Origin of the sequence: Nitrobacter sp. TKz-YC02, from assembly GCF_049852135.1 — a bacterium.
GTDB classification, from domain to species: Bacteria; Pseudomonadota; Alphaproteobacteria; order Rhizobiales; family Xanthobacteraceae; genus Nitrobacter; species Nitrobacter vulgaris.
Map to the genome: position 1 here is coordinate 1,283,694 of NZ_CP180728.1, position 19,240 is coordinate 1,302,933.

A 19,240-nucleotide genomic window follows, 5' to 3' on the forward strand; every position below is an offset into this window, starting at 1 on the left:
TATAGGCATAAGACGCCCCGTGTTCCATCGCCGGTTAGGAAGTTCTTGCAGACGACATCATCAAAGCTCCCGACAGCTCCTTATGCGTCGGATATATGACATCGCTTATTACGCGAGGGAAACAATTTGTGAAGCTGGTGCTGAACTTGTGCATGGCCGCTTCGCGGTGCACTGGCGAACTGGCGCGAATCGAATCCGGACCGATCACCCTTCCTGCTCAGGACAGCCAGGACGGAATGCCGGCACGATGAGCCTGTGCCGGGACTTAGCGACTCGGCCTTGAGATTCAGGTCTTGCGCAGCGTGAAGTAAGCGCCGCAGAAAGCCATCGCCGCGCCAAGGCCGAGCACGGCAAGGCCGGTTATGAAACTCGAGACCGTCGGCGCGGTGCTGGGCACCGAGGCGGCCTGGCCCGCGCCCGCCAGAAACAGTACGGCGACTACGATCAGGAACTGTCGGAGCCGCTGCTGAATGCGGTTGGACGCTGCGCTATGCATCAGCGTCGCGACAAAATAGCTGCCGGAAAAGCTGGCCGTTGCGACTAGCCACCATGCGATCGCGGCACCCGCCGGCATGAAATCCTTGGCATCGGAACGCCAGAGCCCACCGAGGTCGAGACCAATCTGAGCGCCTAGCATGTGCAAGGCGAGAGCGAGCAATATGCCGGACACCATTGCCCCGCCGACGATCAAGTGGCGCGGAAAATAAGCGGTTTCAGCCATGAGAGTTTTCTATAGCGGTTTCGAGCGAAGTGAAATCCGGTTCGCGTGAAGAAAACGCCTCAAATCAAAAAGCTGGAGACTTTCACTGTTTCCGTGAAGCGGTGAAAGACTCTAGGATAAAAACTGCACGTCGAGCAAGAGAGCGCATGGCTGTGCGAAGGGTACCGATTGTGTCGCCGCCACCAGAGATACCGCCGCCTAGCGTTGGATACGCCTATAGAGCCTCGCTGATCGGCTCAGCGCATCGGTTCGCGTTGGAGGATGACGGGATATCGTGGCGCGTTGGCCGCCGGACGGGAAGATGGCGCTATGCGGACGTCGCTGTCTTGCGCATGTCCTACCGGCCGATGTCGATGCAGTCGCACCGATTCCGCACCGAGATCAGCCATCGGGACGGCGGATGCATCATCGTGATGTCCACCACCTGGCGGACTTTGGCGCTGATGGATGCGCAGGACAAGGACTACAGCACGTTCATCGTCGAACTGCACCGACGGCTTGCAGCGCATGGCGCGCGCACCATGCTCGTTGGCGGCCTGAACCCGGTGCTTTATTTTGCGGGCGCGGGCGTGTTGACGCTGCTGTCCGTAGCGATGGCAGCCCTGCTGGTGCGGGCGATGGTGACAGGCGAATGGGGCGGCGCGCTGTTCATAGTCGGTCTGTCGGCGCTTTTCGGCTGGCAGATCGGCCGTTTCATGCACCGCAACAGGCCGCGTGCCTACGCATTCAATACGTTGCCGCGGGAGTTGCTGCCGTAAACTGACGCTGTTCCTCGCTCTCGACGCTCAATGTCGCACGACCAACACCGAGCAACTGGCATAACGCACCACATAGCCGGCATTGGAGCCAAGAAAGTAGGTTTTCATCGCCGGCCGATGCGAAGCCATCACGATCAGATCGGCGTCGACGGCCTGGGATTCCTCAAGAATCTCGTGATAGACGCTGCTGCCCTGCCGCACCACGCTGGAAATGCGCGACGGTTCGATGTCCACCTCGCGTGCGACGATTGCTAGCGCCTCCTGGGACGACTGGCGCTGCAGCATGTCGAAATCCGCCGGCACGTATTCGGTGAGCATCACCGGCGTCATGTGCAGCACGTTCAGTAGCCTGATGGTTCCGTTCGAGGTTTGCGACAACAACACCGCAGTTGCAACCGCGGGCTTGGCGAGATCGGTGTTGGTAAGATCGATTGGCACGAGAATGGATTTGAACATCGGGTGTCCTCCATCATGCCCAGTCCCCGCGTCGAATCTTGTCTTCCTCAGGAGCTGACTCAGGGGCCGCTTGCTGCGTGCCATACAAGCATATCATGAAAGCGATGCGGAGTCGGATGAAAGGCCGAACTGTCAGGCTTCCTTCAGCAGTTTCGGGCTGACGTACCGGACGAGTTGTCCGCCACCCAACGTGATGCTGTCCCAGCGATCGACGGCGAAGTCGATGACGGCAAGACCTGACGTCGGCAGGTTGTCGGCTAACGCCGCACGTCCGGCTGCGTCACCGCCGCCGATCAGACGAAGCGCGAGGTCGTGCATGCCGGGATTGTGCCCGACGATCATGAGGCGCTCAGGATCCGGGCCGGCGGAACGAATAATTGTCAGGAGTTGCGCCGGCTCGGCGCCGTATAGCTCCGGCAGGTGCTCGACAAGTCCCGGAGTCCTTTGATCCGAAAACTTTCGCCGAACGATGTCCCAGGTCTCGCGTGCTCGCACAGCGGTCGAGATCAACGCGAGATCCGGCAGCAGTGATCGCTCTGTGAAAAACCACGCGCCGATTTCGGCGGCGTCGTTGCGGCCGCGCGCGGCAAGCGGGCGGTCCCGATCGCTTCCACTGGGCGAATCGCGTTCGGTTTTCGCGTGTCGAAGCAGCAAAAGGCGGCGCATGACGCTGGCTCGATTCGAGGTTAAGCATGACCCGGGACGCGGGGTAGGGCGGCTTAGTCTACAACCTTGCACGGGACAAGGTCACAGGGGTAGTGGTAGGAAACGTCATGATTTCGGATAGCATAGTTGCGGCCGATGGTCCCAGTGACGCGGAGCCCGCCGTACCGGCGCAGCGGCGCGAGCAACTGACTTTCGATCTCGACGTTGAAATTTGCGTCGTCGGCGGGGGTCTGGCCGGCCTCACAGTAGCGCTGGAGGCGGCGCGGACAGGCGCAAGCGTCGTCGTGCTCGAGGGCCGCCATGTCGGCTGGAATGCGTCCGGCCATCATCTCGGCACGGCGATGCCTGGCTATGGACTTCCGCTTTCCGATCTGATTGCGCGCGTGGGTTTCGATGATGCCTACGAACTCTGGTCGCTGTCTCAGCAGGGCGCCGATTATGTTCGCGCCCATGCCGCTGAAGATGTCATTCCGGGAGTCGGACTCACGGAAGGCGCGCTCGAGGTTTCCAATGTCGATGCCGGCGAGCGGCTCATCAGCCAACTGCAAATGCTAAGCGAGGATTTTGCGACCGAGGTGGAGGGGTGGCAGATCGACCGTGTCCGCGACACCTTACGCACCGACCGGTATTTTCACGCGGTGCATTATCCGCGAGCGTTCCAGATCGACGGCCGCAAATATGTTCACGGCCTCGCGGAGCTCGCGCGCAAGGCCGGTGCTCGCATCTTCGAAGAGACGCCGGTGGTTAGCATCGATTCGGCCGGGATTCGGAAACGCGTTACGACGCCGCGGGCGCGGCTGCGGGCTTCCAACGTCGTGCTTGCGGGCAATGTCCATCTTGGCGAAGCGTTGCGGCGATTGTCCGATACTCTGGTGCCGGTCTGGCGGTATGCCGCCGTCACTTCGCCGTTGGGCGACCGGCTCGCCGAGGTGACGAGGTTTAAGGGCTCTGTCATCGACACTGACGGGATCGATCATTTTCGGATCGTTGATGGCGATAGGCTGATGTGGGCGAGCCCGGAAACGACCTGGGAGGCGCAGCCGGAGCGCCATGCCGGGGCGATCTGCAAGCGCATCCGTACCATCTTCCCGCAACTCGGTACTGTCGAGATCGCGAAGGCTTTCTGTGGCGCGGTCGGTCAGACCGTGCACGGTATGCCGCAGGTCGGCCAGTTACGGCCTGGACTGTGGGTTGCGAGCGGCTTCGGCCGGCAGGGACTAAATACCTCGGCGATGGCCGGGCAACTGATCGCCCGCGGCATGCTGGAAGGAGACGACCGCTGGCGGTTGTTTGCGCCGTTCGAACTCGTATGGGCGGGCGGAAAGACCGGACGCGCGGCAGGCTATGCGATCAGCATGGCCATGCAAGCGCGATCCGCCGCCGCCGGCACGCTGGCGCGCTATCGCGAGCGGGCGCGGCAGGCGCGGCTGAATGCGGCCAATCGCTAGACGTGATCGCGTCCGCGGCGATCCGCGGCTCATCATACGCTGGCGCCAAATGATTCCGGGGAAACAGGAGCGGGCGGCTCTTCAACCTCTCCCCGCTAATGGGAGAAAGCCAAAACGCTTCCGGAAACCACCTCGCAAGAACGTGAGAACATTCTCGACACGTTCGTGTAACTTTGCCCAGGTCGTCCCGTTCTCGCTTACAGAGACAACCATGATCGATCGCCGCATCCTGCTCGCATCCGCCGCCGGTCTCGCGGGCCTGTTCGGCCTCCGCTGGCGGGGGAGGGAATTTGCTTGGGCGACCGGGACGAAGGTCTCGCGAAAGTTCGAGATCGAAAAGACCGATGCCGAATGGCGGGCGCAACTTACGCCGCAGCAGTATCACATCCTGCGTGAGCACGGCACCGAGCCGCCTTTCTCCAGTCCCCTGCTCAAGGAGCATCGCAAGGGCACATTCGCCTGCGCCGGTTGTGGCCTGCCGCTTTATTCGTCCGAGACGAAATTCGAAAGCGGTACCGGCTGGCCGAGCTTCTGGAAGCCGCTCGACAACGCGGTCGGAAAATCTACCGACACAACGCTTGGCATGGCGAGGACCGAAGTGCATTGCCGTCGCTGCGGCGGCCATCTCGGCCATGTCTTCGACGACGGGCCGAAACCCACGGGGCTGCGATATTGCATGGACGGGTTGGCGCTCGTCTTCCATCCTGCTTCGCCATCGGCGACGTAAAGTTCGTTTGCTTCATTTCGGATGGAGATCGTGATGGCCGGGCTCGGCCCGGCGATCCTTCATAATATCTTCCGAAGACAGCAAATCGGACCTCTCGCAAAAATAGGTCTCGATCGCTCGCCACCGAGAGGCTTTTCTCGGCAAGAGTTGCCGAGCAAGGCAAGAATGCCCGGGCTTTGAAACCGGAGCCCTATGCTAACTTGCTGAAATAATTTGTCTCTTCCGTTGGCATGGAGCTTGCGATGTCGTTTGCCGGCCGCGGCGAATTTTGACCCGCGTTTTGGGCCGCCGCCTGGATCGAGTTGGAGACGACGTATGGGTATTTTCGACGCACTGAATACTTCGGTCGGCGGTTTGCAGGCACAGTCCTTTGCACTTCAGAATATCTCCGGCAACATCGCGAACTCCCAGACCACAGGCTATAAGGGTATCACCACCGCCTTCGTTGACCTGATCCCGGATTCGACCACCCCCAATCGCCAGGTTGCCGGCGGCGTAACCGCCTATGCGACGCCAACCATCAGCAGTCAGGGAACGGTGTCCGCCTCGACGGTTGGCACTTACATGGCGATAAACGGCGATGGCTTCTTCAACGTCCAGGCGCCGACGGGACGGGTCGACAACCAGCCGCAGTTTTCCGGCGTGACTTACTACACGCGGCGCGGCGATTTTCAGGTCGATGCTTACGGCCATCTGGTCAACAGCGCTGGCTACTATCTGATGGGCGTGACGGTCGATCCCAAGACCGGCAACCCGCTCGGCAATGTGCCGCAGGTGCTGAAATTCCAGAATAGCTTCGTTCCTGCGCAAGCCACGACGACGGTGCAATACGCGGCCAATCTTCCGGCGGTGTCGAGAACGCTGTCGAGCCCGACCGCGCCGGTCGGGAGCATCACGGCGGCCGGCGGATTGAACCCGTCCGACTTCACGACCAATTTCAATCCCCTTGTGGTCGGCACACCGGCCCCGCCCTATACCGACAACACCATAACGGGGTCGCCGGCGACCAATCAGCAGACGCCTGCGGTCGCGATCACCAACGCGACGCTTTTGTCGGGCACGGCGCCGAGCGACTCGTTGCCGGGCGGATTCGCGGTCGGTGACACCATCACCGTGAACGGCACCACGATCACCTTCACCGACGCCAGCACCGCATTGCCGCCGGGCGCGCAGGATGCGACCCATGTCCGCATCGACGACACCGTCGGCGACCTCCTGGGCAAGATCGGCGCGATCACCGGCCAGGCTCCGACGATCAATGCCGGCAACGGCGCAATCACTCTGCATACGGGCACGGCGCAGAACCTTTCGGTGACGAGCGCCTCAGCCGGTTGGACGGCGATGGGCTTTGGCGCGACAACCAACGTCGCGCGCGGCGGTGGCGGCACCCCCGGCGCCGGCGTGGTGATCGCCAACGACCAGACAATTTTCCAGCAGCAATCGATCAGTGGTGGCGCGGTCACGGCCTATGATGCGACCGGGACGGCGGTGAACCTGCAATTGCGCTGGGCCAAGACCGACAGCGCCTCGCTCGGCGCCGGGCATGCCGATACCTGGAACCTGTTCTATCAGGCCAATCCGAACGCCACCGGCACGCAAGCGGCGTGGATCAACGTCGGCACCAATTTCACCTTCGGTCCCAACGGCCAGCTTTCGAGCCCGGTCGGGTCGTCCGTCACCATTCCCAGCGTCAGTGTCGGGTCCCAGTCGCTCGGCAATCTCACGCTGAATATCGGCTCCGGCGGTCTGACCCAGTACGCCAGCAGCGGCGGCAACGCCACCATCAATTCGATCAACCAGAACGGCTACGCCGCTGGACAGTTGCAATCGGTCGCCGTCAACAATGACGGTATTGTGGTCGGCACCTTCTCGAACGGGCAGAACCTGTCTCTCGCGCAGGTGTCGCTGTCGCACTTCAACGGCACCAACTACCTTAAGGCACTCGACGGCGGCGCATATGCGGTGACAGACGAATCGGGGCCTGCAATCGCGGGTGCGGCAGGGCAAATCAGCGGCTCGTCGCTCGAAGGCTCCAACACCGATATCGCGGATGAGTTCACCAAGCTGATCGTGACCCAGCAGGCATATTCGGCGAATACGAAAGTCATCACCACCGCGAACAGCATGGTTCAGGATCTTCTGAACGTGCTGCGCTAGAGCATGATCCCGAACAAACGGAGTTTGATTCAACGCAGTTGAATCGGACTCTAGTCACGACGCGGATTGATCCGGTTTCGAGGCGGACAAAAAGATGAGTTTGAGTTCGGCCCTCTCCATCGCGATGTCCGGCTTGCGCGCCAACCAGGCCGCGCTGTCGATCGTGTCCGGCAACGTTGCCAACGCGAACACGCCGGGCTACGTCGCGCAGACGCTGGTGCAGGACCAGATCGTTACCGGCAGCACCGGTTCCGGCGTCCGCATTATCGGCGTCAACCGCACGCTTGACGCCTATGTCCAGTCGCAGTTGCGTACGGAAAATGCCGGCAGCGCTTATGCAAATCAGATCGCCGGAGTGCTCGGCCAGTTGCAGAGCGTCTATGGCACCCCCGGCAACGATGGAACGCTGGAGGCGGCCTACAACAGGTTCACCTCGGCATTGCAGGCGCTGTCGGCGAGTTCAGGCAATCCTGCGGCGCAGTCGTCGGTGCTGAACGCCGCGCAGGCGCTGGCGCAACAGCTCAACGCGACCACTAGCGGCATTCAGACGCTGCGATCCAATGCCGAACAGGACCTGTCTGTGTCGGTCTCTCAGGCCAACGCGGCGATGCAACAAATCGCACAGCTCAATCAGAAGCTGCAAAGCTTGAGCGCTCAGGATCCGGCGGCCGCGACGCTGATGGATCAGCGCGACGCAGCGATCGATCAGCTTTCAAGGTTGATGGACATCCGCGTGACGACGGATGGCGTCAATCAGACCTCGGTATTCACCACGTCTGGCATCCAGCTCGTCGGCGGTGTGTACGCTTCAACGCTGACGTTCACCGCGCAGTCCTCGCTTACCGCGAACTCGCAATGGGACGCGGATCCCGCGAAGTCGAGCGTCGGCACCATCATCTGCCAGCTTCCGAACGGCGCGAAGATGGACATGATCGCCCTGCAAGGCATCAACTCCGGTCAGATCGCCGCCGATGTCCAGTTGCGTGACAAGATTCTGGTGCAGGCACAGAACCAGGTGGACCAGATGGCGGCGACGCTCGCCAGCGCATTGTCGGACGTCACCACGAGCGGCGTGCCGGTGGCCGGACCGCCGTCGGGATTCGACACCAGTCTCTCCAGCGTGCTGCCGGGCAACGCATTCAACGTCACCTACACCGACTCCAGCAACGTCTCGCACACCGTTACCGTGGTGCGGGTGGACGATCCGACCGCGCTGCCGATTCCGAATACGGCCTCGAATCCAAACGACAGGGTGATCGGCGTCGATTTCTCGGGCGGGCTCGCCTCGATCGTGTCGCAACTGAATGCGCAACTAGGAGCTACGTCGCATCTGACGTTTTCCGCTTCCGGGTCGCAGTTGCGGGTGGTCGACGACGGTTCGGGTGCGTCGACCGTGACCGCGGCATCGACCACGACGACGGTGCAGTCGCTGACCTCGGGCAGTCCGCAACTGCCGTTCTTCACCGACCGTGCCTCGCTCTATACCGGTGCGATCACAGGCGCCGCGTCGCAGATCACCGGGCTGGCGGGGCGCATTCAGGTCAACGCCGCGCTGCTCGCCGATCCCTCGAAGCTCATGGTCTACAATACCTCGCCGCTGACGCCCGCCGGCGACACCACGCGCTCCGACTTCATTTTCGACCGGTTGACGTCAGCCACCTTCACATACTCTCCGAACACCGGCCTCGGCGCGGCGGCCGCGCCGTTTCAGGGTACATTGCCATCGTTCCTGCAGCAGTTCGTCAGCTTGCAGAGCGGCACGGCGACAACAGCGAAGCAGGTCGCGCAAGGCCAGGACATCGTCGTCAATACTTTGCAGGAGAAGTTTGACGCAAAGTCCGGCGTGAACATGGACACCGAAATGGCCAATCTGATCGCGTTGCAGAATTCCTATGCGGCGAATGCGCACGTGATGACCGTGGTGCAGAGCATGATGCAGACGCTGCTGCAGGCATAATTGTAACGACGGCGTAAAAGGCGGTTCGCATGGCGATCAACGGAATCAGCTTCGGCAACACCATCCTCGGTGGCTCGATCCAGAATCTCAAGACGCAGATGGCCGATCTGCAGAACCAACTCACGAGCGGCAAGCGTGCGACCACCTATTCGGGCATGGGCGCCAACGAAGGCTTTGCGATCGCGGCGCGCGCGCAACTGTCGAACATCGCCGCGTATACCGACACCATGATGAAGATCAACACCAACATCGGAGTCGCCAATACGGCGCTGGAGGCGCTCTCCGACATCGGTACGCAGTTGCAGAATGCCGCGAACAGCGGATCGCAGGTGCTCAACAGCGCCGGACAGACCGCAGGCCAGCAGACCGCGGTCGCGCAATTTTCGTCAGTGGTCGGCATCCTGAATACGCAAGCCGGCGACCGCTACATCTTTTCGGGCAGCGCAATCTATACTCAGCCGGTGGCCGCGTCGGATCTCATCCTGAACGGCAATGGGGTTGGGCAGGCCGGGTTGAAGCAGGTCATCTCCGAGCGCAACCAGGCCGACCTCGGTGCCAGCGGCCTCGGCCGTCTCAACATCTCCTCGCCGACGGCGACTTCGGTGTCGGTCGCGGAGGATGCATCGCCTTCAGTTTACGGCATGAAACTGCAATCTGTGTCGTCGTCATTGACAGGAGCCACTGTCACAGGTCCGGCCGGAACGCCGCGTGCCATTTCAATCGATCTCGGTGCCACCAACCCGGCCGACGGCGACGCGGTGAGCTTCACCTTCAATCTTCCGGACGGCACCAGCGAGACAGTGCAACTGACAGCCTCCAGTGCAGTCCCGACGCCTGCCGGCAGCTTCGCGATCGGCGCGACGCCTGCCGCAACCGCTGCCAATCTCAACGCCGCACTGACGAGCTCGGTCGGAACGCTGGCAAAGACATCGTTGGTCGCGGCCTCCGCTATCCGCGCGACGCATGATTTCTTCGATCAGCCGCCGCAGCGCGTCGACATTACGCCGCCCGCGACACTTGCGACCGCCACGGCCGCGGTGAACGGCACCGCCGCCGATACCGTGCAGTGGTACACCGGCGACGCCGGAGCCGGGTCGGCGCGCGCAACCTCTACCGTGCGGGTCGATCCTTCGGTGACGGTGCAGTATGGTATGCGCGCGAACGAGGACGCCATCCGTTCGCTGATGGAATCCGTTGCGGTTCTCGCGGCGGTGACGACATCGCCGACCGATCCGAACGCGGCTGACCAGATTTCGGCGCTCAACTCGCGCGTTGCGCAAAATCTGACGATCGCGCCCGGCAGCCAGAATATCCGGGACATCCAGGTCGATCTCGCCAACGCGCAGACCGTGATGAAGGATGCGACCGCGCGGCAGAAACTGACGCAAGCGACGATGCAGAATATCATCGACCAGGCGGAGAATGTCTCTACCGACGAGGTTGCGAGTCAGTTGTTGGCGCTGCAAACCGACCTGCAGGCGTCATACCAGACCACGGCGATGCTCTCGCAGCTCAGCCTGGTAAAATTCATCTGACGTTATTAGTTACGTCCGGAGCAGGATAGCTTCAGCCCTGACGAAGGAACGATAAACCCGTTCCAAAACCCGTCATGGTGCGTTACTCATTGGGAATTCCGCGCTGCCGGGACTTGCCCGCCTCCCTATAGCGTTTTCGAACGAAGATGCTCTAAGTGGAACTGGAGCGGGTAGGCGCGACGGTTTATCAGCCTATCGGGAAATGCCGGTCAGAAGCCCTTTTGCGCGCGGCAAGGAAGCACGTTTTATGCGCAGCTTTGAGATTGAATTCGTCCTTCGTCATTTCGATGCGCCGTGCACGATGATCGCGTGCGGTGGGGAGCGCGCATCATGAAGCCTGCATCGCGCGACACGCTGCCGGAAGCCGATGAAACGCTCGATCCAGACGACTGGAACAAGCTTCGAGCGGAGGGGCACCGGATGCTCGATGATATGTTCAATCATATCGCCAAGGTTCGCGAGCGCCCGGTATGGCGGCCGATACCGGCGGAAACGCGCGCCCGTTTTCGCGAAGAGCTGCCGCGAGAGGGCGCCGATGTCGCCGACATTTATCGGGAGTTTGCCGAGTACATCGCTCCGTACACCGCCGGGAATGTCCACCCCGGATTCATGGGATGGGTCAACGGCGGCGGCACGGCTGTCGGGATGCTGGCCGAAATGCTGGCGGCGGGGTTGAATACCAATGTCGCCGGCCGCGATCAGATGCCGATCGAAGTCGAGCGGCAGATCGTTTTGTGGGTACGACAGATGTTCGGCTTTCCCGATGCCGCGAGTGGCATCTTCGTCACGGGAACGTCGATGGCGAACCTGATGGGAATTCTGGTGGCGCGTTCAGCGCGAATCGGCCCGTCCGTGCGCCAGCGGGGCTTGATGGATCGCGGCGCCGGTCTCATCGCTTATACATCGGTTGCGACGCATGGCTGCATTGCACAGGCCATAGACCTCGCAGGCTTCGGCACCGACGCTCTGCGGCGGATTCCGGTTGACCGCTGTCATCGCATCGATGCCGATGCGTTGCGTGCGCAGGTCGCAGTCGATCGCGCCGCGGGACTTGAACCATTCCTCGTGATCGGGTCGGCGGGAACAGTCGACATTGGGGCGATCGACGATCTTGCGGCGCTGCATGGCGTGTGCCGCGACGAGAAACTATGGCTGCATATCGACGGCGCATTCGGCGCTCTCGGGGTCTTGTCGCCGGAGATTGCACCTCGCCTCGCGGGAATTGAGAGCGCCGACTCCATCGCTTTCGATTTCCACAAATGGGGACAGGTGCCCTACGACGCGGGCTTCCTTCTCGTTCGCGACGGCGAGCAGCACCGCCGCACATTTGCGGCGCCGGTCGCCTATCTGCGCCGGGAAACGCGCGGGCTTGCGGCGGGCTCGCCGTGGCCATGCGACTACGGCCCGGATATGTCCCGCGGCTTTCGCGCGTTGAAGACGTGGTTCACGTTGAAAGCCTACGGCACCGAAAGGCTCGGCGCGATGATCGGCCGGACCTGCGCGCTGGCGCGCTGCCTGGAAGCGAAGATCGCGGCCGAACCAAAACTCGAAATGCTCGCGCCGGTGCAACTCAACATCGTGTGCTTCCGCTATCGGGCCGACGATGCCGACAGGGTCAATGCGGAAATCGTCGCATTGCTACACGAGTCGGGAATCGCAGCTCCGTCCACGACCATGCTGGACGGTCGGCTCGCGATCCGCGCGGCGATCGTCAATCATCGCACCGGAATGCGCGACATCGAAGCGCTGGTATCAGCGGTGCTGGAATTCGGCGCGCGCGCAACCTGAAGCCGGGACGGCCGCGCGCCCGCGTCGGCGCGTATTATGGCGTTTTCGAGCGAAGTGGATACCGGTTCGCGATCGAAATACGCGCAGATTGATCGAAAGCATTTTCTTTCGGCTAACCGGATTCCACCTGACCGGAAATGCTCGTGCGGCGTGATGTCAGGCGGAGCGTCGCCTGCTGTCGACGTGATCGGCGGTGCTGTCGCTCATACCCGCCAGCTTCTTTTCGTAGGCGATCAGTTTCTTGACTTCCTTCAGCGCCTTGTAGAGGTCGCCGTTGAGGATGTCGTTATTGATGCCCTCGATGATCGGCCACGCGCCCGGCATGGTGGTGATGATGTCGCGCAGCAGGCTGAAATACGTGCCGTGATTGATCTGTGGCTCCGGCGACAGGTACATCAGTTGCACCGAGAGGTAGATCAGCTTGGCGGGTGTGTCCGCCGTTTCGGGCGTCAAAATGTCCTTCTCGCGAAGGATCGGAATCTTGTCGCCGTCGATCAAAAGTCGCGCGCGCTGGTCGGTGTTGGTGACAACGCAGGCGCCGATGATGATGCGTTCATGCGGCTTCAGTTCGACTTTCAGCGCCATGACGGTTTCCTGTCATTGAATGAAGCGTGCCGGAACGCACGGCACTGCCATTCGCTGCGAAATGCGGCGGACGGCCGCGTCGGCGCGAGCATCGCGGACAGTCTGGCCGTGATCCTTCCCGATTGTGGTTAACGTCGGGTAAACGTCGGCGACGGCCACCGGATAAGGGAATTTCCTTGAATCCCGTCGATACCGGCGCAAATCAAGGCCATGCGCTCGCTTCGACCGCCGGCCGAACAGCCGCGCGAGTCTGCGATTGGCTTCATGCTTTCTTAGAGTCTTCACACCAGTGTGGCGCCTCGCCGAGGATCTTCGGCGTATGGGCGTATGTGTATTCACACCAGAAAGGTATGAAAGATGTCCGAAATCGTTCTCTCCGCATCGGTTCGCCAGAATCTGCTTTCCCTCCAGTCAACCGCTGATCTGCTCTCCACCACGCAGAACCGTCTTGCCACCGGCAACAAGGTCAACTCGGCGCTCGACAACCCGACCAACTTCTTCACCGCGCAGGGCCTCAACAACCGCGCCAGCGACATCAATAACCTGCTCGACTCCATCGGCAACGGCGTGCAAGTGCTGCAGGCTGCCAACACCGGCATCACCTCGCTGCAGAAGCTGGTTGATACCGCCAAGTCGATCGCCAACCAGGCGCTTCAGGCGACCACGGGATATTCGACCAAGTCGCAGGCAACCACTGCCGCCATCACCGGCGCGACGGCGGACAACCTGCTCGGACCGGGCGGCGCTCCGACCGACGCCACCGTTGCCGGCGCAGCATCCAATGGCAAGGACACCAACGCCATCACTGGCGCCACGGCGCTGTCGGGCGCAGCGGCCAGCAACTCGATCACGACCGATTTCGTCGCGGGTGATACGATCACCGTCAACGGTCAGACCCTGTCGTTCGTCGCGTCCGGCGCGGCCGGCGCAAACCAGATCAACGTGACCGACACTGTCACCACCTTGCTCAGCAAGATCGACGGCCTGTCGGGTGGTTCGGGCTCCGCCGCCGCTGCCGGCGTCGTGACTCTGCATACCGGCACGTCTTCGGATCTCACCATCACGAGCTCGAACGCGGCAGCGTTCAATTCGTTGGGCTTCACTGGCGGTGGCGTCACCCAGGCCCGCACCCCCGGCGCTCCGGCTGCGCTCGATGGCAAGACGTTGACGATTGCCGCGACCGACGGCGGCACCGCGACCAGCATCACCTTCGGTACGGGCGGTGTGACGACCCTCGATCAGTTGAACACGGCGCTTGCCGCGAACAACCTGACGGCCTCGATCAGCACGGCTGGCGCGCTGACCTTCACCACCACCAACGATCACGCTCATGCGACGATCGGTGCGTTCGGTGGTACGGCGGTTGCCGCTGGTGCAGGCCTGTTCGGAGCTTCCGTGACGGTGAGTGCGCCGGTGGAAGACGCCAACGCGCAGAACAACCGCGCCACGCTGATCAGCCAGTACAACGCGGTGATCGACCAGATCAAGACCACCGCGCAGGATTCGTCCTTCAACGGCGTCAACCTGCTGAACGGCGATCAGCTCAAGCTGGTGTTCAACGAAACCGGCAAGTCCACCCTGACCATTCAGGGCGTGACCTTCGATCCGGCTGGCCTCGGCCTCGCGTCGCTGGTCAAGGGCACCGACTTCCTCGACAACGCCTCGACCAACAAGGTTCTGGACTCGCTCAACAACGCGTCCGGTACGCTGCGCTCGCAGGCTTCCACCTTCGGTTCGAACCTGTCGATCGTGCAGATCCGTCAGGACTTCTCGAAGAACCTGATCAACGTGTTGCAGACCGGCTCGTCCAACCTGACGCTGGCTGACACCAACGAGGAAGCGGCGAACAGCCAGGCGCTGGCCACCCGCCAGTCGATCGCGGTGTCGGCGCTCGCGCTGGCCAACCAGTCGCAGCAGAGCGTGCTGCAGCTGCTCCGCTGATCGCAAACGCATCTCAGACGACGGAAACGGCGGGGGAAACCCCGCCGTTTTTTTGGGTTTCGAGCGAAGTGGACAGGGGCTCGCGTGAAGAAACCCATCAAACAAAAAAGCTAAGGGTTCGGGTTTGATTTCATCAAAGCGGAATAGCTTTAGCTGGCTGTTCAATTCTCCTGAAAGCGGATTGTCAGTGCTTGTTCATGAAGTCTTGAAAGTACGACGAAATTGCTCGTGGGACGATGCTTCCGAACTGCTGAATTTCGCAGTCAACATAGTAGGACAAAACCCTCATCCGCCTTGCATTCTGCCGCTTGAGTTCAGAAAGCACTGACGCGCCGCGAACGTCACGATTGCTTCTTGTGGCCGCGACGATCGAGCGGGGATTAATCCGGGATTAACCATAAATTAAAACGTCTTGTTCACCTTTCCGACCAGGGACCGGCTCTCGGGGCGAGTTGGCGTCCGCGCAGGTTAGGGAAGGCCAGTCATGTCCGACATCGTTCTCTCGGCATCCGTTCGCCAGAATTTGCTCTCGCTGCAGTCTACCGCCGATCTGCTGGCGCAAACGCAGAACCGTCTTTCCACCGGCAAGAAGGTCAACACGGCCCTCGACAACCCGACCAATTATTTCACGGCAGCAGCGCTTGACAACCGCGCCAACGATATCAGCAACCTGCTCGACGGCATCGGCAACGGCATACAGGTGCTGCAGGCGGCCAATACCGGCCTGACCTCGCTGCAGAAGCTGGTGGACACGGCGAAGTCGGTCGCCAATCAGGTTCTGCAATCCCAGGTCGGCTATTCACAGAAATCGTCGGTGGAAAGTCTTCCCGTAACGGGCGCGACCGCGCTCGATCTCAGAGGTACGACACCGTTCACAAATGTCGCCGCAACGCCCGGCACCGCCCTGAAGACCGGCACCGCCAACGCCGCTGCGACCGGCGCCACCCTTATCAGCGCGCTGACCGACGGCGCGGTTGCGACGCCGACCGGCCCCGCGGCTGGCGAGAGCTTTTCCGTCAACGGCAAGACCATCACGTTTGCGGCGTCCGGCGTGGCGACGACCGACCCTTCCGGAAACGTCACGATCGGCATCGACCAGACACTCAGCGCGTTGACCGGCGTGATCGATACGCTGAACGGCAACACCACGCCTGCCACGGCATCGACAGTCAACGGCAGCGGGCAAATCGCGCTCAACACCGGTATCGCTCATGACCTGACGCTGACGGATTCCACGCCGGCCGGCGTGCTCGCAAAGCTCGGCCTCACCGCGGGAACGACGGCGCGCGGCGGGGGCGCGGGAAACCTCGACGGCAAGACGCTGACGATCGGGGCAACCGGCGGCGGCGTTGCGACCAACATCACGTTCGGAGACGGCACCAACGGTACCGTCAGGACCCTTAACGACCTGAATGCGCAGCTTGCTTCAAACAATCTCCAGGCCACGATCAATTCGGCAGGCGTCATCACGATCTCGACCGCCAACGAGGCTGCCGCCGAGACCATTGGCGCGATCGGCGGGACCGCAGCTGGCGCGGGATATGCGTTCAACGGCCTTGTCGCCGGCGCGCCCGTTCAAGATTCAGCGGTTCAGGCGGCTCGCGCCGGCCTCGTCAGTCAATACAACAATATCATTCAGCAAATAAACACGACGGCAGCGGACTCGTCTTTCAACGGCATCAATCTGCTGAGCGGCGACACGCTGAAGCTCATCTTCAACGAGACCGCAAAGTCCACGCTCACGATCACCGGCACAAACATGAATGCAGCTGGTCTTGGACTGTCGGCCCTGACGGTGGGCATCGATTTCCTGGACAACGGCTCGGCTAACAGCGTGATCGCCAGCCTCGACAGAGCGTCGACCACCCTGCGCACGCAGGCCTCGACGCTTGGTTCGAACCTGTCGATCGTGCAAATCCGTCAGGACTTCTCGAAGAATCTTATCAACGTGTTACAGACCGGCTCGTCGAACCTGACCCTCGCCGACACCAACGAGGAAGCGGCAAACAGCCAAGCGCTGGCCACCCGTCAGTCGATCGCGGTGTCCGCACTGGCGCTGGCCAATCAGTCACAACAGAGCGTCCTGCAATTGCTACGCTGATGACGTAAGCTCGGGCAGGATGTTGCCAGGGTCGCTTTCGAAATTCGCATCCCGCTTCAGCGCATGCTCCGGCGAATGTGAAAATTGAAAGAGCCACTCGCAACGAGGCTTTATAACGTTTTCGAGTGAAGTGGATACCGGTTTGCGTGACGAAAACGCGTCAGAATAACAATCTAGAAACTTTGTTTCTAATTCCAGTCAGGAGCAAAGCGGCACCATTGCAGAACCCGCTGCATTTGCCACTTTTTCGACGCATGTGAAAACACCGGGTAACCCATTTTAAAGGTGGTGCTGATAGACATTCGGCAACGCGAAGTTGCGTGCGCCCTTTCTTTTTCCCCCGAGGTTTAGATGTCGAATGCTGCTCAAGCCTATGCCCGGACGGCTCAAACCTCGTCGTCTCCGCGTGAAATCGAGGCGCAGGCATTACTGAAGGCGGCGCGGCAGCTTCGGGAGATCCAGGACAACTGGAAAGGGCCCGACAATGACATGCAAAAGGCGCTGCTGTTCAACCGCCGTTTGTGGTCGATCTTCATGAGTGCGGCGGACAGCGAGAGTAACCCGCAGCCGTTGGAGGTCCGTCAGAACATCGCCAACATCGGCGTTTTCGTGATGAAGCAGACAGTCGACATGCAGATAAATCCAGACCCTGCAAAGCTGACGGCGCTGATCGACATCAACTGCAATCTCGCAGCCGGCTTGTCGGGTCGAGCGTAATCCCCGTCACAGACGGAGCCGGATCATTGGCCGACGTCCTGAACATCCTGGCATCGAACTACACAACGGTCGGTCAGAACGTCAATCTGAACACCGGAAGGTATGTTAACGTCGATCCCAAGGTTTTCGAAGGCACATGGAGCGGCAAGTACGCCAACCAGAAGCCGTTCTCCGTGACGATTTCGGGCGTCAATGGTTTCCGCGCCAAAGCAAAGTACCAGTATGGAAGCACGATCAAGTATCAGGAAGTTCTGATAAAGAACAATTCGTTCCGGGTCGGCGATTCAAAGTTCGTGCTGACAAAGGCTGGCACCGCGAAGGTCAGCACAGTCATGAGCAACCCGGCGACGGGTGCAAGCACGCTCGAGAACGCCTACGTCCATCAGAACTGAGCATAAGACTCTAGGCTCGCCGGTCGGTGGCGGCCGAGGGTTCGCGCTCAGTGTTCATCAAATCCAGCGTGCGGAAATATGCGCGTCGCCGCAACATCGCCTCTTCGGGAAACTGCTTCACGACGAGGCTCGTCCGGCGATCGACGACCTGGTAGACGAACGAGGCGGCATCACGATCGACCACCACCTGCCGTGACAGCGTATCACCGGAGGTCCGCAGGTCGTTGCGGGCGCGCGCGCTGACGTCCGTCGCCGTGACGCTTTTGCTCGGCGGAAGTTGAGTCGCCACCGCATCGTCCGCGGCCGGGCTCGCCGGCTGAACGACTGGTGCCGCCACCGGCGCGCCAACCGGCTTGATACTGAAATCCGTACCCATGGTCGCCTCCAGGCTCCCGTCGAGTCAAATCCCACCCCCCTTTAGAACGCAAGCCTAGCGCCTGTCTCTCAACGCCGCGTTAGAAAACGTGTTCAATGAGGTGATGCTGTGAGTGCAGAAGTTTGAATCAAACTGGATGGAATATGCGAGGGTAGGGCTTTCGTCTCGTATTTGCGAAGCCGAGCGTTCTTATCGAGCTTGCGTTTGCTACCGATCGGCTAATTGACGTTGAGTCCATCGGCAGCCGCGCTGAACTACCATGTGGGCGGCGGCGACGAGGCAGCAGTGGTGCTTGAGCTGACCACGCCATTCGCGCTTGTGGTCAGAACTGGAAAGTTGTTGAGAGCCTAAAAGTGCGAGGATCGTTGGGGGTGAGGTTACCGAAGGTGCCCCCAATCCAAGCTCTGGTATCGAAAACGTTCTGGACGTTGGCGCGAATTATGATGGGCATGCCGTAACCCCTCGATCGTATAGCGGCCACCAAAATCGACGCGCGTCCATCCCGAAATTTCCTGGGTATTGGCACGATCCACAAACTGAGAGCCGTTGTATATGCGGCCAGTGAAGGTCAGTCCTCTGACGAACGGCGTATCCCACTCTGCGCCGGCAACGAGGCGGTACTCCGGCACACCGACACCTCTCTTTCCTTCAGTTAAGGTGTTCGCGGTGTTTAATTGCACCGACTCGATATAGCTTGCTCCTCCTAGCAGCCGCAACGACTCTGTGTTTCGGCCGCAAGATCGACCGTCGATCCGTCGGCGAGGGTCGCGGTGCGGCGTTCGCCGGTCGATATCCGCATAGGCTTCAGCGTGGCGCGGATCGGCCGCGAGCCACGTCTTCAATGCGTTCTTGTCGCTGCCGGAAGGCTTGCCGCCATGCATCGTGGCGAACCAGACCGCCGCCGCCGGTTCGCGC

The 19,240-nt window shown here is 61.2% G+C and carries 17 protein-coding genes and 1 pseudogene; 12 read left to right on the forward strand and 6 right to left on the reverse strand.

Annotated features, from left to right (window positions below):
- Positions 1-286: 286 nt before the first annotated feature.
- Positions 287-721 carry a hypothetical protein gene (locus ACM561_RS06010; RefSeq protein WP_425908772.1) on the reverse strand — a complete coding sequence of 145 codons (435 nt, stop codon included), beginning with the start codon at positions 719-721 and terminating at the stop codon, positions 287-289.
- 146 nt (positions 722-867) lie between these two features.
- Here ACM561_RS06010 and ACM561_RS06015 point away from each other — a divergent pair, with 146 nt between their 5' ends.
- Positions 868-1,479, forward strand: a complete 612-nt coding sequence (locus tag ACM561_RS06015) for a hypothetical protein (protein ID WP_425908774.1) — start codon at positions 868-870, stop codon at positions 1,477-1,479.
- A 27-nt stretch (positions 1,480-1,506) separates the two neighbouring features.
- On the opposite strand, the gene ACM561_RS06020 is transcribed toward ACM561_RS06015, so the two are convergent.
- Positions 1,507-1,935 (reverse strand): universal stress protein, encoded by a 429-nt coding sequence (locus ACM561_RS06020; protein ID WP_425908776.1) that lies wholly within the window; start codon positions 1,933-1,935, stop codon positions 1,507-1,509.
- Between the two features lie 132 nt (positions 1,936-2,067).
- Complete coding sequence (locus ACM561_RS06025) at positions 2,068-2,601, reverse strand: SixA phosphatase family protein (protein WP_425908777.1); 534 nt, start codon at positions 2,599-2,601, stop codon at positions 2,068-2,070.
- Positions 2,602-2,708: 107 nt separating this feature from the next.
- Between ACM561_RS06025 and ACM561_RS06030 the strand changes: the two genes are divergently transcribed.
- The 6 genes from ACM561_RS06030 to ACM561_RS06055 all read left to right on the forward strand — a co-directional run bounded on the left by ACM561_RS06030 (position 2,709) and on the right by ACM561_RS06055 (position 12,213).
- On the forward strand, positions 2,709-4,049 hold the full coding sequence (locus ACM561_RS06030) for an NAD(P)/FAD-dependent oxidoreductase (protein WP_425908779.1): 1,341 nt from the start codon (positions 2,709-2,711) through the stop codon (positions 4,047-4,049).
- 211 nt (positions 4,050-4,260) lie between these two features.
- Positions 4,261-4,776, forward strand: a complete 516-nt coding sequence (gene msrB / locus ACM561_RS06035) for a peptide-methionine (R)-S-oxide reductase MsrB (RefSeq protein ID WP_425908781.1) — start codon at positions 4,261-4,263, stop codon at positions 4,774-4,776.
- Between the two features lie 315 nt (positions 4,777-5,091).
- Positions 5,092-6,933 (forward strand): flagellar hook-basal body complex protein, encoded by a 1,842-nt coding sequence (locus tag ACM561_RS06040; RefSeq protein WP_425908783.1) that lies wholly within the window; start codon positions 5,092-5,094, stop codon positions 6,931-6,933.
- Between the two features lie 94 nt (positions 6,934-7,027).
- On the forward strand, positions 7,028-8,890 hold the full coding sequence (gene flgK / locus ACM561_RS06045; RefSeq protein ID WP_425908785.1) for a flagellar hook-associated protein FlgK: 1,863 nt from the start codon (positions 7,028-7,030) through the stop codon (positions 8,888-8,890).
- 29 nt (positions 8,891-8,919) lie between these two features.
- Entirely contained in the window at positions 8,920-10,425 is a 1,506-nt protein-coding gene (locus ACM561_RS06050) for a flagellar biosynthesis protein FlgL (protein ID WP_425908787.1), read from the forward strand.
- A 330-nt stretch (positions 10,426-10,755) separates the two neighbouring features.
- On the forward strand, positions 10,756-12,213 hold the full coding sequence (locus ACM561_RS06055; RefSeq protein ID WP_425908789.1) for a pyridoxal phosphate-dependent decarboxylase family protein: 1,458 nt from the start codon (positions 10,756-10,758) through the stop codon (positions 12,211-12,213).
- A 156-nt stretch (positions 12,214-12,369) separates the two neighbouring features.
- Here ACM561_RS06055 and flbT read toward each other — a convergent pair whose 3' ends face one another.
- Complete coding sequence (gene flbT, locus ACM561_RS06060) at positions 12,370-12,798, reverse strand: flagellar biosynthesis repressor FlbT (RefSeq protein WP_425908790.1); 429 nt, start codon at positions 12,796-12,798, stop codon at positions 12,370-12,372.
- Positions 12,799-13,155: 357 nt separating this feature from the next.
- On the opposite strand from flbT, the gene ACM561_RS06065 reads away from it, so the two are divergent.
- From ACM561_RS06065 to ACM561_RS06080, 4 genes are all read left to right on the forward strand, one after another.
- A complete protein-coding gene (locus tag ACM561_RS06065; protein ID WP_425908791.1) occupies positions 13,156-14,739 on the forward strand; it encodes a flagellin in 1,584 nt (527 codons plus the stop codon).
- A 484-nt stretch (positions 14,740-15,223) separates the two neighbouring features.
- Positions 15,224-16,840 (forward strand): flagellin, encoded by a 1,617-nt coding sequence (locus tag ACM561_RS06070; protein ID WP_425908793.1) that lies wholly within the window; start codon positions 15,224-15,226, stop codon positions 16,838-16,840.
- A gap of 351 nt (positions 16,841-17,191) precedes the next feature.
- Positions 17,192-17,557, forward strand: coding sequence for a flagellar biosynthesis regulator FlaF (gene flaF / locus ACM561_RS06075; RefSeq protein WP_425908795.1), 366 nt, complete (start codon positions 17,192-17,194; stop codon positions 17,555-17,557).
- A gap of 26 nt (positions 17,558-17,583) precedes the next feature.
- Positions 17,584-17,949 carry a hypothetical protein gene (locus tag ACM561_RS06080; protein WP_079446155.1) on the forward strand — a complete coding sequence of 122 codons (366 nt, stop codon included), beginning with the start codon at positions 17,584-17,586 and terminating at the stop codon, positions 17,947-17,949.
- 10 nt (positions 17,950-17,959) lie between these two features.
- Here ACM561_RS06080 and ACM561_RS06085 read toward each other — a convergent pair whose 3' ends face one another.
- The gene (locus ACM561_RS06085) at positions 17,960-18,325 is read right to left on the reverse strand and encodes a hypothetical protein (RefSeq protein ID WP_425908797.1); all 366 of its coding nucleotides are present in this window, start codon (positions 18,323-18,325) and stop codon (positions 17,960-17,962) included.
- A 228-nt stretch (positions 18,326-18,553) separates the two neighbouring features.
- On the opposite strand from ACM561_RS06085, the gene ACM561_RS06090 reads away from it, so the two are divergent.
- Complete coding sequence (locus ACM561_RS06090; RefSeq protein ID WP_425908799.1) at positions 18,554-18,676, forward strand: hypothetical protein; 123 nt, start codon at positions 18,554-18,556, stop codon at positions 18,674-18,676.
- 26 nt (positions 18,677-18,702) lie between these two features.
- Here ACM561_RS06090 and ACM561_RS06095 read toward each other — a convergent pair.
- A pseudogene (locus ACM561_RS06095) lies at positions 18,703-19,218 on the reverse strand (TonB-dependent receptor domain-containing protein); the annotation flags it as partial.
- Between the last annotated feature and the right edge of the window lie 22 nt (positions 19,219-19,240).